At 69.8% G+C, this 13472-nt stretch carries 13 protein-coding genes; 5 read left to right on the top strand and 8 right to left on the bottom strand.

Annotation, left to right across the window (positions count from 1 at the left end; translation table 11 throughout):
* Positions 1–30: 30 nt before the first annotated feature.
* The 5 genes from lipA to sucB all read right to left on the bottom strand — a co-directional run bounded on the left by lipA (position 31) and on the right by sucB (position 5538).
* Entirely contained in the window at positions 31–1083 is a 1053-nt protein-coding gene (lipA, locus tag IU452_RS17140; protein WP_195110048.1) for a lipoyl synthase, read from the bottom strand.
* 21 nt (positions 1084–1104) lie between these two features.
* Positions 1105–1878 (bottom strand): lipoyl(octanoyl) transferase LipB, encoded by a 774-nt coding sequence (gene lipB / locus IU452_RS17135; protein ID WP_195110047.1) that lies wholly within the window; start codon positions 1876–1878, stop codon positions 1105–1107.
* A gap of 133 nt (positions 1879–2011) precedes the next feature.
* Positions 2012–2599 (bottom strand): GNAT family N-acetyltransferase, encoded by a 588-nt coding sequence (locus IU452_RS17130; protein WP_195110251.1) that lies wholly within the window; start codon positions 2597–2599, stop codon positions 2012–2014.
* A 202-nt stretch (positions 2600–2801) separates the two neighbouring features.
* Positions 2802–3701: a TIGR01777 family oxidoreductase gene (locus IU452_RS17125; protein ID WP_195110046.1), complete on the bottom strand. Its 900-nt coding sequence runs from the start codon at positions 3699–3701 to the stop codon at positions 2802–2804.
* A gap of 13 nt (positions 3702–3714) precedes the next feature.
* Positions 3715–5538: a 2-oxoglutarate dehydrogenase, E2 component, dihydrolipoamide succinyltransferase gene (gene sucB / locus IU452_RS17120; RefSeq protein WP_195110045.1), complete on the bottom strand. Its 1824-nt coding sequence runs from the start codon at positions 5536–5538 to the stop codon at positions 3715–3717.
* A gap of 374 nt (positions 5539–5912) precedes the next feature.
* On the opposite strand from sucB, the gene IU452_RS17115 reads away from it, so the two are divergent.
* Entirely contained in the window at positions 5913–6245 is a 333-nt protein-coding gene (locus tag IU452_RS17115) for an oxidoreductase (protein WP_195110044.1), read from the top strand.
* On the opposite strand, the gene IU452_RS17110 is transcribed toward IU452_RS17115, so the two are convergent.
* Complete coding sequence (locus tag IU452_RS17110; protein WP_195110043.1) at positions 6242–6871, bottom strand: peroxiredoxin-like family protein; 630 nt, start codon at positions 6869–6871, stop codon at positions 6242–6244. The two genes, IU452_RS17115 and IU452_RS17110, sit on opposite strands and share 4 nt — an antisense overlap.
* A gap of 82 nt (positions 6872–6953) precedes the next feature.
* On the opposite strand from IU452_RS17110, the gene IU452_RS17105 reads away from it, so the two are divergent.
* Complete coding sequence (locus IU452_RS17105; RefSeq protein WP_195110042.1) at positions 6954–7889, top strand: AraC family transcriptional regulator; 936 nt, start codon at positions 6954–6956, stop codon at positions 7887–7889.
* A 125-nt stretch (positions 7890–8014) separates the two neighbouring features.
* Here the strand turns inward: IU452_RS17105 and IU452_RS17100 are convergent, their stop codons facing one another.
* A complete protein-coding gene (locus IU452_RS17100; RefSeq protein ID WP_195110041.1) occupies positions 8015–9520 on the bottom strand; it encodes a leucyl aminopeptidase in 1506 nt (501 codons plus the stop codon).
* Between the two features lie 10 nt (positions 9521–9530).
* A complete protein-coding gene (locus tag IU452_RS17095) occupies positions 9531–10385 on the bottom strand; it encodes a TetR/AcrR family transcriptional regulator (RefSeq protein ID WP_324192675.1) in 855 nt (284 codons plus the stop codon).
* 88 nt (positions 10386–10473) lie between these two features.
* On the opposite strand from IU452_RS17095, the gene IU452_RS17090 reads away from it, so the two are divergent.
* The 3 genes from IU452_RS17090 to IU452_RS17080 all read left to right on the top strand — a co-directional run bounded on the left by IU452_RS17090 (position 10474) and on the right by IU452_RS17080 (position 13466).
* Positions 10474–11088 carry a GNAT family N-acetyltransferase gene (locus IU452_RS17090; RefSeq protein WP_195110040.1) on the top strand — a complete coding sequence of 205 codons (615 nt, stop codon included), beginning with the start codon at positions 10474–10476 and terminating at the stop codon, positions 11086–11088.
* 39 nt (positions 11089–11127) lie between these two features.
* The gene (gene gcvT / locus IU452_RS17085) at positions 11128–12228 is read left to right on the top strand and encodes a glycine cleavage system aminomethyltransferase GcvT (protein WP_195110039.1); all 1101 of its coding nucleotides are present in this window, start codon (positions 11128–11130) and stop codon (positions 12226–12228) included.
* 137 nt (positions 12229–12365) lie between these two features.
* Positions 12366–13466 carry a branched-chain amino acid aminotransferase gene (locus IU452_RS17080; RefSeq protein WP_195110038.1) on the top strand — a complete coding sequence of 367 codons (1101 nt, stop codon included), beginning with the start codon at positions 12366–12368 and terminating at the stop codon, positions 13464–13466.
* Positions 13467–13472: the final 6 nt, after the last annotated feature.

The raw sequence follows: 13472 nt of genomic DNA, 5'->3' as shown, positions 1-13472 counted from the left end.
CGTTGTTCCCGGCCTGCTTTTCCGCCGGGATCAGGAACCGAAGCGGGCGAGCACCGAACTGGCCTCCTGGGAGGCGGAGCCCTCCTCGGCGAGATGGGCCATCTCGGGCGCGATCTCGCGGCCGTGGTGGGCCATGGCCTGGGCGTAGAGGCGGCCGGCGCGGTAGGAGGAGCGGACCAGCGGGCCCGCCATCACACCGGCGAAGCCGATCTCGGTGGCCACGCGGGAGTGTTCGACGAACTCCTCCGGCTTGACCCAGCGGTCCACGGGGTGGTGCCGCGGCGAGGGGCGCAGGTACTGGGTGATGGTGAGGATGTCGCACCCGGCCTCGTGCAGGTCGCGCATGGCCTGGGTGACCTCCTCGGGAGTTTCGCCCATGCCGAGGATCAGATTCGACTTGGTGACCAGACCGGCCTCCCGGGCCGCGGTGATCACCGCCATCGAGCGTTCGTAGCGGAACGCCGGACGGATGCGCTTGAAGATGCGCGGGACCGTTTCGACGTTGTGCGCCAGCACCTCCGGGCGCGCGGAGAACACCTCGGCCAGCTGGTCGGGATCGGCGTTGAAGTCCGGGATCAGCAGCTCCACGCCGGTGTGCGGATTGAGTCGCTTGATGGCGCGCACGGTTTCGGCGTACAGCCAGGCGCCGCCGTCTTCCAGATCGTCGCGGGCCACACCGGTGATCGTCGAATAGCGCAGGCCCATCGCCTGCACGCTCTCGGCCACCCGGCGCGGCTCGTCGCGGTCGAGGGCGGCGGGCTTACCGGTGTCGATCTGGCAGAAGTCGCAGCGGCGGGTGCACTGTTCGCCGCCGATCAGGAAGGTCGCCTCGCGGTCCTCCCAGCATTCGAAGATGTTCGGACAGCCCGCCTCCTCGCAGACCGTATGCAGCCCTTCGCGTTTCACCAGGCCCTTGAGCTCCGAATACTCCGGGCCCATGGTGGCGCGGGTGCGAATCCACTTGGGTTTGCGTTCGATCGGGGTCTGGGCGTTGCGTGCCTCGATGCGAAGCAGCTTGCGTCCGTTCGGCGCGGCCGGGTTGAGCCCACCGTTCTTCGATGTCGGGGTGTCGACTGAGGTCACTGAACCGATGCTACGCCGATCTCATTCGGCCTTGGCGGGTGCTCCGGCACCGGCCGCGACCGGTGTGATCCGGGCAATAGTGTGATCGGAAACGGGCAGGTTGCCATCGAGGGCGCGCAGGATCGCGTCGGCGACCAGCGGGCGCACCTCGGCCACGGTGACGTCGCGGCCCAGTTCGCGGCTCAGCGTCGTCACCCCGGCGTCGCGGATGCCGCAGGGCACGATGGCCTGAAAGCCGTCCAGCGCGGAATTACAGTTCAGCGAGATGCCGTGCAGGGCCACGCCGCGCTGCACCCGCACGCCGATCGCGGCCACCTTCCGTTCCGGTTGCAGATCGTTCGCTGGAACCCAGACGCCCGAGCGCCCCTCGACCCGGCCGCAGCCGACGCCGAGGCCGCCGCAGACGGTGATGAGCGCCTCTTCCAACCGGCGCACGTAATCGACCACGTCGACGGGCTCGGCCAGGCGGACGATCGGGTAGCCGACCAACTGTCCGGGACCGTGCCAGGTGATCTTGCCGCCGCGGTCGACCGGGACGACCGGGCTTCCATCGATCGGCATATCTTCCGGCTCCGTCCGGCGGCCCGCGGTGAAGACCGACGGGTGTTCCAGCAACAGCAGCCGGTCCTGCCCGATGCCCTCGGCGCGCTCTGCGGCGATGCTGCGCTGCAGCTCCCAGGCGCGGTGGTAGTCGATGACGCCGAGATCCTCGACGATCACCGGGGTGTGGTCGGCGCGGGCGGATTCGACCAGCCGACGCGCCGGGATCACCGGCTGCGGCGACGTGTCGGTCATCGATGCGGGGGTACTGGCAGATTCGCTTGCAGGCGTGCTCTGTATGGACGGCTCGCTCACGGCGTCACCTCGCTGGCGCTCGATGCCGCCGTGCGCGATGCGCGCTGTGCCCATGGTTCGCTCGCAAGCTCGCTCACTGCTCCGACGTTACGCCATTGTTGCCGGTGGAAGCGACGGGCCCGGTGGCGGCCGGGTGCGCCGCTGCGGATGCCGCGTCGGGCGTCCCCTCGGGCAGCGTGAGTTGCATCAGCGTCAGATCCATCCAGCGGCCGAATTTGTGGCCGACCTCGGGCAGCACGCCCACGGTGCGGAACCCGAACTTCTCGTGCAGCCGAATCGAGGTGGTGTTCTCCGATTCGATGGCGGCGATCACCGCGTGCACGGTGCCGGATCGGCGGGCGCGCGCGAGCAGTTCGGTCAGCAATGCGGTGGCCACGCCGCGACCGTGGAAGCGGTCGGCGACATACACCGAGTTCTCCACGCAGAACCGGTATCCCGACTTCGGCCGCCACTGCGCGTAGGTGGCGTATCCGGCCACCTCACCATCGATATCGGCCACCAGCACCGGATAGCCCGCGGCGGTCCGTCCCCGCCACCACGTCAGCCGCTCGTCGAGCTCGACCGGCTCGGTATCCCAGATCGCCGTCGTCTCGGCGATCGCCGCATTGTGGATGACCAGGATCTGCGCCAGATCCTCTTCCCGTGCATCGCGAATCACCAACGCCGCCTGCCCGTTCTCACTCACCCGCCCACCGTAACCAGACCATTGCCGCCGCACCCGATCCGGTTCCCGAAACGTGGCACGCTCCACACGAGTGCCGCCTCGGTCCCCAGAGTCCGGACAGCCGCACCCCCTGCATGCATCCGCACACTTAGTAGGGCGTGCGGATGCATGCACGGGGTGCGGCTGACGTGGTGACCGTTCAGGGTTCGCGATTGAAGGTGGCCGCGAGGGCCTGGCCGATGGTGTGGTGATGGAAGGGGTAGCCCGCTTCCTCCAGGGCGGCGGGGATGGCGCGGGGGCCGTGCAGGATCGCCTCTTGGGCGAATTCGCCGATGAGCAGTCGCAGGGCGAAGGCGGGGACCACGAGGGCCGACGGCCGGTGCAGGGTGCGGGCGAGGGCCCGGCTGAATTCGGCGTTGGTGACCGGGGCGGGGCCCACCATGTTCACCGGACCGCGCACCCGGTCGTGGGTGAGAGTGAACACGATGCCGCCGATCTCGTCGGCCAGGGAGATCCACGGCACGTACTGGCGGCCGTTGCCCAACCGGCCGCCCAGACCCAGCGAATACAGCGGCTCGAGCATGTTGAGGATGCCGCCGTGCCGCGACAGCACGACGGCGCTGCGCAGCAACACCACCCGCACACCGGCCTCGGCCGCGGGACGGGTGGCCGCCTCCCAGTCGCTGCACAGCGTGCCCAGGAAGCCCGAGCCCGCCGGGTCGGATTCGGTGACCACCCGGTCACCGGTGTCGCCGCCGTAGTAGTGCACGCCGCTGGCGTTCACCAGCGTCGGCACCTCCGCGGCGGCGACCGCCCCGGCCAGCACGTCGGTCGGCGTGATCCGGCTGTCGCGCAGTTCCTGTTTGTAACTGCCGTTCCAGCGCCGGGCCCCGATCCCGGCGCCGCAGAGGTTGACCACCGCATCGGCACCCCGCAGGGCCCGCTCGGGCAGCAGCGCCCGGGCGGGATCCCAGGTGAACTCGTCGCGGGCCGCGGCGGGACGACGCACCAGGCGGGCCACCTCGTGCCCGTCGCGCCGCAGGGCCGCCACGAGCGCCGTCCCGATCAGCCCGGACGAGCCGGCGATCACAACCTTCATGCTCGACCGGTGCTTACAGGCCCAGATCCGCTTCGAACGCCGCTTCCTCCAGCCGGTGCTTGATGGTGGTGAGGAAGCGACCGGCGTCGGCGCCGTCGATGAGCCGGTGATCGTAGGTCAGCGGCAGGTAGCACATCGAGCGGATGCCGATGAACTCGTTGCCGTTGTCCGCGATCACCATGGGCCGCTTGACGATCGCACCGGTGCCCAGCATCGCCGCCTGCGGCGGGACCAGAATCGGGGTGTCGAACAGCGCGCCCTGGCTGCCGATGTTGGTGATGGTGAAGGTGCCACCCGCGAGCTCGTCCGGCTTCAGGCCGCCGCTGCGGGCGCGGTTGGCGATATCGGCGATCGCGCGGGCCAGACCGGCCAGCGACAGATCGCTGGCGTTGTGGATGACCGGGGAGAGCAGGCCCTGCTCGGTGTCCACCGCGATGCCCAGGTGCACGGCCGAGTGGTAGGTGATCTCCTTGGTGTCCTCGTTGTAGGAGGCGTTGACGTTCGGGTGCACGCCCAGCGCCTCGACCGCGGCCTTGGCGAAGAACGGCAGGAACGTCAGGTTGACGCCCTCGCGCTCCTTGAACGCGTCCTTGGCCTTGGCCCGCAGCGCCGCGATCTTGGTGACGTCGACCTCGTGGGTCTGGGTCAGCTGCGCGGCGGTGTGCAGCGACTCGAGGGTCTTGGCCGCGGTGATCTGGCGGATGCGGCTGGCCTTCTGGGTGGTGCCGCGCAGCGCCTGCAGTTGCGGGCGGACACCGGCCGGGGCCGCGGCGGCCGGAGCCTTCGGCGCGGCGGCGGGGGCGGCAGCGGCGGGCTGCGGAGCGGCGGCCGGAGCCTTCTGGGCCTCGGCGGCGGCGAGCACGTCCTGCTTGCGAATGCGGCCACCGACGCCGGAGCCCTTGATCGAGGACAGGTCGACGTTGTGCTCGGTGGCCAGCTTGCGCACCAGCGGGGTCACATAGGGGGCCTCACCGTTGCCGGAGGTGTCGGAAGGGGCCTGGGCGGGAGCCTGTGCCTGGGCGGCCGCGGGCTGCGGTGCGGGCTCCGGCTTCGGCTGCGGTGCGGGCTCGGGCTTGGGTTCCGGCTCGGGCTTGGGTTCCGGCTTGGGCTGCTCCTGCTGGGGCTGCGGGGCCTGCTGCTGCGGGGCCTGCTGGGCGGGCTCGGGCTGCGGGGCCGGGGCCGGGGCGGACTGCGCGGCCGGGCTTCCGCTGCCGATCACGCCGAGCTGACCGCCGACAGCGACGACGTCGTCCTCCTGCGCGGTGATCTCCAGCAGCGTGCCGGCGACCGGGGAGGGGATCTCGGTGTCGACCTTATCGGTGGAGACCTCGAGCAGCGGCTCGTCCACTTGGATCTGGTCGCCGACCTGCTTGAGCCAGCGGGTGACGGTCCCCTCGGTGACGGACTCGCCGAGCTCGGGCATCTTGACCGGGGTGCCGGAAGCCGAGTCGCCGGTGGAGGCCGCCGCGGGCTGGGGCTGCTCCTGCTGGGGCTGCGGCGCGGGCTCGGGCTGCTGAGCCTGCTGCTGCGCGGGTTCGGGCTGCGGGGCGGGCTCCTGCGCCTGCGGGGCGGGTGCCGAGGAATCGCCCGCGGCCTCACCGGCCTCACCGATCACGCCGAGCTCACCGCCGACCTCGACGACGTCGTCCTCCTTGGCCACGATCTTGGTGAGCACACCGGCGGCGGGCGACGGGATCTCGGTGTCGACCTTGTCGGTGGACACTTCGAGCAGGGGCTCGTCGACCTCGACCGTGTCTCCTTCCTGCTTCAGCCACCTGGTCACAGTGCCCTCGGTGACGCTCTCACCAAGAGCTGGCATCTGGACGGAGAAGGCCATGTCCGTTGACTCCTCTAACTGCTCGACGGGTCTACAACAGTTCGTCTCTCGGCGGGCGCCCACCGCGGGTCGCGGCGGATGTCCCTATCCAATTCGACAGGTTCGGGGGCCCTCCGTGGTTACGCAAGCTTCCTCCTACGGGCCCTGACCGAACCTGCCGGGAAGGCCACCGATCATTCTGTGTGGCACCGGAGATCCGTAGGGTTCTTGTTCCAACTCTCCATCCTTGCACTCGTCGCTGCGGCACGTGGCACAGGGCGGTCGTGTTGACCGCCGACGCCGCAGCGACGCCTGTCGCCGGGAATGTCCGAACTCCTGGCACTATCGATGGACCGGGTGCGAACGTCCGGTGTTCGAAGAGGAGGTGGGCGGAGATGGGTTTGCTGGATCGTTTCCGCCGCGGCGGGCCGACCGATGCGACCGATGCCCGGTATCTGTCCGAGTGGGTGCGCACCCACGTCGGCGTCGAGGCCTACGTCGAGCCGAAGACAACTGTGACCGATGTCACAGTCGTGCTGGTCGCGGCCGACGGCGAATGGACCCGGCGAGTGGTGGGGGAGCGGGGTGCGCTGCGGTTGTCGAGTTGGCTCGGCATTCCCGTCTACGACGTCCACCGCACCGGCTATCCACAGCGCATGCGCGACTACGACGCCCGCCGCCGCATCGAGCGGAGGCGGGCGATCGAGGACGAACTGCGATCGGACTAGCGAGTGAGCCCGGTCAGGATGTCCGCCGCCTCGGCACGGTTGCGGTAGTTGCCGTCGATGTGGGCGTAGCGGACGATCCCGTCGTGCCCGATGACGTAGGTGGCCGGGATCGGCAGTTCGCCGTCGGTGGCCGCCAGATCGGCGCCTGCCCTGTGATAGATGTCGCGGGCATCCTCGGCGACGGTGAACAGCAGACCGTAGGAGCGGGAGACCCCGTTGTCCGGATCGGACAGGACGGGAAAGGTGAGGGCGTTGCGCTCGGCTGTAGACAGCGAATCGTCCGGGCGTTGCGGCGAGATCGCGACCAATTGTGCGCCGTGGCTGCGGAATTCGGGCAGCGCCGACTGCAACGTGCGCAGCTGGATGTTGCAGAACGGACACCAACCGCCGCGATAGAACGACAGGATCACCGGGCCCGCGGTGAGCGCGTCGGAGAGGGTGAAGGGTGTGCCGGTGTGGTCGGGGAGGGTGAAATCGGGTGCCTTGTCGCCGACGGTCGTCGCGTCGGATCCGAGGGTGGTGAGACTTTCGGCATGGGCGTGCGCGCGCCTGCGGACGTCTTCCGGGAGCCGAGCGGCGAGCTGATCGGAGAGGCGAATCAGGTTGTGGGCGTAGCTTTCTGGCATATCGTCGACGCTATGATCGCAGGGGCCGCGCGACCATGATCGACAGTCGCGTATTCATAGCCGAACGTCTCGGGTGGATGTCATGGATGTGCTGACCGATGTGCTGGCGGCGACGGGGGTCAGCGGGGTGGTGCTCGCTCACCTGACCGCGGCCGGGCGCTGGGGGGTGCGGTTGGATCCGGTGCCCATGGCCGCCTTCCACGCCGTACTCGAGGGGCGGTGCTGGCTGCTGCGGTCCGGCGCCGAGCCCTTGGCATTGGGCGCAGGCGATTTCGTGCTGTTGCCGACCGGCGGCGGGCATGCGTTGGCGAGTGCGCCCGATGCGCCGCTGGTTCCGTACGAGCGGATCGCTCCGCCGCCGGGAACCCGCGCGATTCACCTGGACGGCCCCGGCGAGGTGACGCGGACGGTGTGCGGTGCGTACCGCTATGACAGTTACGGTTCGCATCCACTGTTCACGCTGTTGCCCGCGGTGGTGCGGGTGACCGCCGAACAGTCGGTGCGCCGACCGGAATTGGCCGCCACGCTCCGGTTGCTGGCCGCCGAGACCGGTGCCGGACGTCCCGGCGCCCAGACCGTCGTCGATCGGCTGGTCGACGTCCTGTTCATCCACGCGCTGCGCGCCTGGACCGAATCCCGCACCGAGACGGCCGCCTCCTGGCTGCTGGCCCTGCGCGACCCCGAGATCGCCCGCGCCATGGCCCTGCTCCACGAAAACCCCTCACACGCCTGGACCCTGGCGGAACTGGCCGCCCGCGTCGGCGTCTCCCGGGCCACCCTCGCCCGCCGCTTCACAACCTTGGTCGGCGACCCACCCCTGACCTACCTCACCCGCTGGCGCATGCACCTGGCCGCCCGCCGCCTCCGCAACACCCCCGACCCCATAGCATCCATAGCCCACGAGGTCGGCTACACCTCCGAATTCGCCTTCTCCCGCGCCTTCAAACGCATCCACGGGTCATCGCCTGCGGCATATCGTGCTGAGCACCACAAAGATCCAGCCCGCGCGACTGGATGAACCCGAGTTGCCAGCGTCTCCTGGCACCGCTCGGCCATTGCTCTGCCATCCGTTTCCCGGCGGCCCTGCGGCCCTTCTCATTCCCTGTGGCCCGGCCGCCAGGCCGGGCCACAGGGTCTCCACAACTACTCGGAGGCGATGTCGTCCAGGACGGTGATGAGGGTGCGGACCGGGACGCCGGTGCCGCCCTTGCCGATGTAGCCGTAGGGGCCGCCGGTGTTGTAGGCGGGGCCGGCGACGTCGAGGTGGGCCCACTGGACGTTCTCGGGGACGAACTCCTTGAGGAACAGGCCCGCCGAGAGCATGCCGCCCCAGCGGTGCCCGGCGACGTTGGCCAGGTCGGCGACCTTGGAGTTGAGGTCGGCGCGCAGTTCGGCGGGAAGCGGCATGGCCCAGCCGTTTTCGCCGACCTGCTGCGAGATGCGGGCGACCCGGTCGCGGAACTCGTCGGTGCCCATCACACCCGGCGTGCGGGTGCCCAGCGCGACCATCTGGGCGCCGGTCAGGGTGGCGACATCGATGAGGTAGTCCGGGTTGTCCTCACCGGCCCGCACGATGGCGTCGGCGAGAATGAGCCGGCCCTCGGCGTCGGTGTTGATGACCTCGACGGTGGTGCCGCCGTACTGGGTGAGCACATCGCCCGGCCGCTGGGCGGTGGCCGAGGGCATGTTCTCGGCCATGGGAACGGTCGCGGTGACCGTGATCGGCAGGCCCAGCCGCGCCGCCAGCAACGTGGTGGCGATGACCGCCGCCGCACCACCCATATCGGAGGTCATGTTCTCCATGTTCGCGGCGGGCTTGATGGAGATGCCGCCGGTGTCGAAGGTGATGCCCTTACCGATCAGCGCAACCTTCTTCGAACCGCCGCGGTAGGTGATGCGGATCAGCCGCGGCGGGCGCGAGGACCCCTTGCCGACGCCGATGATTCCGCCGTAACCGCCTGCCTCCAGGGCCTTTTCGTCGAGCACCTCGACCTCGAGCCCGGCGGCCTCGGCCAATTCCCGGGCCCGGGCCGCGAATTCGGCCGGATACAGGTGGCTGGGCGGGGTGTTGACGAAATCGCGCGCGGTGGCGACGGCCTCGGCGATCGTCTGCGCCCGGAACAACTCTTCCGCACCGGATTCCGGCGTCGGAACGAGGAATTCGACGCGGCGCACGGGCTGCTCGTCCGGCTTCGGTGCCGACTTGCTCGACTTGAACGGCGTGAAGGTATAGGCGCCCAGGTAGAGGCCCTCGGCCGCCGCACCCAGGTCCAGCCCCGACAGCGTGGTGACCGCGGTGCCCACCCCGGCCAGCGCCCGCCCGGCCACCCCGGCGGATTTACGGATCTGCTCGGCATCGACCTTGTCCTGCGCCCCCAGCCCCACGGCGAGCACGCTGGTCACACCCAGCCCCTCGGGCGCGGGCACCCGGGTCAACTCCTCGGCCTTGCCCTTGGCCCCGACCGCCCGCAACTGCTCCACCAGCGTCGCCCGCACCTCGCCGCCGAGCACATCCTCGAACGCATCCTCCGGCGCGAGCACCGGGCCGTCATCGGTACTGCACAGTCCCACGACGAGCACATCGGCATCCCCGATGCCAACCACACGAGCCAACTCCGGTCCCAGCGAACGATCTGCAACAGCTGTCATGCGCACCAGGCTACTGAACCGCGCCATCGCCCTCCTGCCCGGTGATATCCACCCGTCGGGCAGGCGTGTCGGCCGGAAAATGCCGGGCCGCGACACCCTCGAGCAACAGAGCCAGGCCCTCGTCCAGCAGATGATCGAAAACGAGGCGCGGCTCGTCGGCGTCTTCGGCGAAGAACCGGATCAGAGTCGGATGGGTGTCGGCGGTGACCAGGTCGCCCACCTGGGCGCGCAGTTCTTCGACGGGCGGGGACCAGACCGGGCTGCGTTCGGTACTGGTCAGCAGCGCCAACCCCTGCACCAGACCCGACACGGACAGATAGATCGTCAACATCGTGTCCCGGCTCATACCCGGGCGGTCGAGAGTGGCGAAGGAGCGTTCCAGGACGTCGAGCAGCGCCGGACTCATCGGGGGCCGGGTCTGTGCCAGCACCGGCAGCATCCATGGATGGCGTTGGTAGAGCTGCCATTCCGCCCGTGCCTCGGCGGCGAGCCGGCTCCGCCAATCCGCCGATGCGCTCGGCGGCGGCGTCTCGGCGAGGGCGAGTTCGGCCATCTCGGACAGCAGCGTGTCGCGATCGGGGAAGTGGCGGTACAGGCTCGCGGTCGCCACCCCCAGTTCGGTGGCGAGCCGCCGCATCGACAGCGCGTCCAGGCCTTCTCGATCCGCCAGGTTCACGGCCGCGCGGACGATGCCGACCATGGTCAGGTGCCGGGGCCGGGTGGGCCGCCGTAGCGGGGTCGCAGCTCGGCGGGCCCGGTAGGCACGGGCCTGGCACGAGCGCGAGCAGTAGCGGCGGCGGCGACCCCGCTCGGATTGTGGGCACGGTCCGTCGCAAACCATGCACCGCCGGTCTTGTTTCGTCACATCTACCAGTGTGACGAAAATGTCGTCCGATGGTGGCCGCGTGCCTAGTGTGGCGGAGGCATACACCGTTCACACCAGGAGGTTGGCGATGGAGACGAAACTACGGGTGCGCCGTGCGGGCCTGGACGAGGCCGAGAATGTCGCGCGGGTGCTCGCCGCGGCCAGTGTGGACGAGGTGGTGCTGGCGTGGGTCATGGACGGGCACCCCGAGATCGCCGAGCAGTACCGCGCGCAGTACGCGCCGGAACTGGTCGGCCAGGCACTGCGCGACGACGAGGTCTGGGTCGCGGGAGAAGGGGACGACATCTGGGCCGTCTCACTGTGGCAGACGGTGACCAGCCTGGACCGTGCTCAGGAGGAGGCGGCGCGGGCGCGCGAGTTGTACTCGACGGCGCCGCTGCCCCCGTTCCGGCGGCTCTCGGCGGTCACCGCGGCGATCGCGGACCGTCATCCGACCGAATTCCCGCACCGCTACCTGCAGCTCATCGTGACGCTCCCGCAGCATCGCGGGCAGGGAGCGGGCCATGCCATCGTGTCCGATCGGGTGAAGGCGGCCGCCGACGCCGGACAGCCCGCCTACCTCGAGGCCAGCACCGAGCGGTCGGCCCGGCTGTATCAGCGCTGCGGATTCGCCCGCATCGGCGATCCGATCCCGTTGCCCGAGAACGGGCCCACCCTGCTGCCCATGTGGTTCCGCGGCTGACGGTCCGTCCCGCCGAACGGGGCCGGTTAAGCTCGCCTGGTGACCGAGACGAAGCTGCTGCAAGGCCCGATTCACAACGTCCACGTCGAGTTGGGGGCGAGTTTCGCCCCGTTCGGGGGGTGGGAGATGCCGGTGCAGTACGGGGGGACCGTGGCCGAGCACACGGCGGTGCGGACCACCGTGGGGGTGTTCGATGTGAGCCATCTCGGGAAGGCGACCGTGCAGGGGCCGGGGGCGGCGGAGTTCGTGAATTCGGCGCTGACCAACGATCTGGGCCGGATCCGGCCGGGCAAGGCGCAGTACACGCTGTGCTGTACGCCCGAGGGCGGGGTGATCGACGATCTGATCGCCTACTACGTGAGCGACGACGAGATCTTCCTGGTGCCCAATGCCGCCAACACCGCGGCGGTGGTGGCCGAACTGCAGCAGGCCGCGCCGCAGGGGATCACGGTCACCGAGCAGCATCGGGAGTATGCGGTGTTCGCGGTGCAGGGCCCGAAGTCGGCGGATGTGCTTGCCGCGCTGGGGCTTCCGACCGATATGGAGTACATGGCCTTCGCCGACGCCGAGTGGGACGGCCGCCCCGTGCGGGTGTGCCGCACCGGCTACACCGGTGAGCACGGCTACGAACTGCTGCCGCGGTGGGCCGATGCCGAACCGCTGTTCCGCGCGCTGCTCGAGCAGGTGCGGGCGGCCGGTGGCCTGCCTGCCGGTCTCGGCGCCCGCGACACCCTGCGCACCGAGATGGGCTATCCGCTGCACGGACACGAACTGTCGCTGGACATTTCGCCGGTGCAGGCCCGCTGCGGCTGGGCGGTCGGCTGGAAGAAGTCCGAGTTCTGGGGCAAAGCCGCACTGGAACAGGAGAAGTCGGCGGGCCCGCGCCGAATCCTGCTGGGGCTGAAGGCCCTCGACCGCGGCGTGCTGCGCCAGGGCCAGACCGTCCTGCGCGGCGACGAGGCCGTCGGCGAGACCACCTCGGGCACCTTCTCCCCGACCCTGAAGATCGGCATCGCCCTGGCCCTGCTCGATACCGGCGCCGCCCTCGAACCCGGGGAGGTGGTGGAGGTGGACGTCCGCGGCCGCCGTCTCCGCGCCGAGGTGACCCGGCCCCCGTTCGTCACACCCCACACCTCCTGACCCTCGAGCGTGTCGCACACCGATGAGCGGGAGTGCGGGTGCGCTGGTGAGCAATCTGCACAGCACGCTCGGTTACTTCTATTCGGTATGCCGGACCGGGCTCCACGCGGTGGGCAGCGGGTTTTAGGATCAGCTGCATGACCGTTGCTGCGCAGTTCACCCGTGTCCCGCATCCCGCTCAGACTTCGGCGCAGCGGCGGCAGGAAATTCTGGCGGCGCCCGGATTCGGGCGGCACTTCACCGATCACATGGTGACCCTGGACTACGTCGACGGGCAGTGGGTGAACGGCCGGGTCGAGCCCTACGCCCCGCTGCCGCTGGACCCGGCGACCATGGTGTTCCACTACGGCCAGGCCATCTTCGAGGGGCTCAAGGCCTATCGGCAGGGTGACGGCAGCATCGCGACCTTCCGCATCGACGCCAATGCCCGCCGCTTCCAGCGCTCCGCGCGGCGCATGGCGATGGCGGAGCTACCGGAGGAGCTGTTCATCGAGTCGGTGCGCCAGCTGCTGGAGGTGGATGCCGATTGGGTGCCCGCCGCCGGGGGTGAGGAGTCGCTGTATCTGCGCCCGTTCATGTTCGCCACCGAATCCGGGCTCGGCGTCAAACCCGCCGAGTCCTACAAGTACCTGCTGCTGGGTTCGCCTGCGGGAGCGTACTTTCCGCGCGGCCTGAAGCCGGTGCGGGTGTGGCTGTCCACCGAATACGTGCGGGCCGCGCCCGGCGGCACGGGCGAGGCCAAGGTGGCGGGCAACTACGCCGCCTCGCTGCTGGCGCAGAAGCAGGCCGCGGACAAGGGCTGCGATCAGGTGGTGTGGCTGGACGCCTGTGAGCACCGCTACGTCGAGGAGATGGGCACCAACAACCTGTTCTTCGTCTTCGGCTCCGGCTCGCAGGCGCGGCTGGTGACCCCCGAACTGTCCGGGGCGCTGCTGCCGGGGATCACCCGCGACTCGCTGCTGACCCTGGCCGCCGACGCGGGCTACCAGGTGGAGGAGCGCAAGATCTCGGTCGAGGAGTGGCGCAAGGGCGTCGAGTCGGGTCAGATCACCGAGGTGTTCGGTTGCGGTACCGCCGCGGTGGTCATCCCGGTCGCCTCGGTGCGCTCGGCCGAGGGCGAATTCACCATCGGCAACGGCGAACCGGGCGAGGTCACCATGGCCCTGCGCGATACGTTGACCGGCATCCAGCGGGGTACCTTCGCCGATATTCACGGGTGGATGCGCAAGCTGGTGTGAGGCGGG

The organism is Nocardia transvalensis, assembly GCF_015477765.1.
In the GTDB taxonomy this organism is placed as follows: Bacteria; Actinomycetota; Actinomycetes; order Mycobacteriales; family Mycobacteriaceae; genus Nocardia; species Nocardia transvalensis_A.
The sequence above is the reverse complement of the archived record's forward strand: the minus strand, read 5'-3'. Positions and strand labels throughout refer to the sequence as shown.

Excerpts from the sequence above, each read along its gene's own strand:
- IU452_RS17105 (WP_195110042.1), top strand. The coding sequence starts at position 6,954 with ATGGATGTGCTGACCGATGTGCTGGCGGCGACGGGGGTCAGCGGGGTG.
- IU452_RS17080 (WP_195110038.1), top strand. The coding sequence starts at position 12,366 with ATGACCGTTGCTGCGCAGTTCACCCGTGTCCCGCATCCCGCTCAGACT.
- IU452_RS17115 (WP_195110044.1), top strand. The coding sequence starts at position 5,913 with ATGGGTTTGCTGGATCGTTTCCGCCGCGGCGGGCCGACCGATGCGACC.
- IU452_RS17100 (WP_195110041.1), bottom strand. The coding sequence starts at position 9,520 with ATGACAGCTGTTGCAGATCGTTCGCTGGGACCGGAGTTGGCTCGTGTG.
- IU452_RS17090 (WP_195110040.1), top strand. The coding sequence starts at position 10,474 with ATGGAGACGAAACTACGGGTGCGCCGTGCGGGCCTGGACGAGGCCGAG.
- IU452_RS17125 (WP_195110046.1), bottom strand. The coding sequence starts at position 3,701 with ATGAAGGTTGTGATCGCCGGCTCGTCCGGGCTGATCGGGACGGCGCTC.
- sucB (WP_195110045.1), bottom strand. The coding sequence starts at position 5,538 with ATGGCCTTCTCCGTCCAGATGCCAGCTCTTGGTGAGAGCGTCACCGAG.
- lipB (WP_195110047.1), bottom strand. The coding sequence starts at position 1,878 with ATGACCGACACGTCGCCGCAGCCGGTGATCCCGGCGCGTCGGCTGGTC.
- IU452_RS17110 (WP_195110043.1), bottom strand. The coding sequence starts at position 6,871 with ATGCCAGAAAGCTACGCCCACAACCTGATTCGCCTCTCCGATCAGCTC.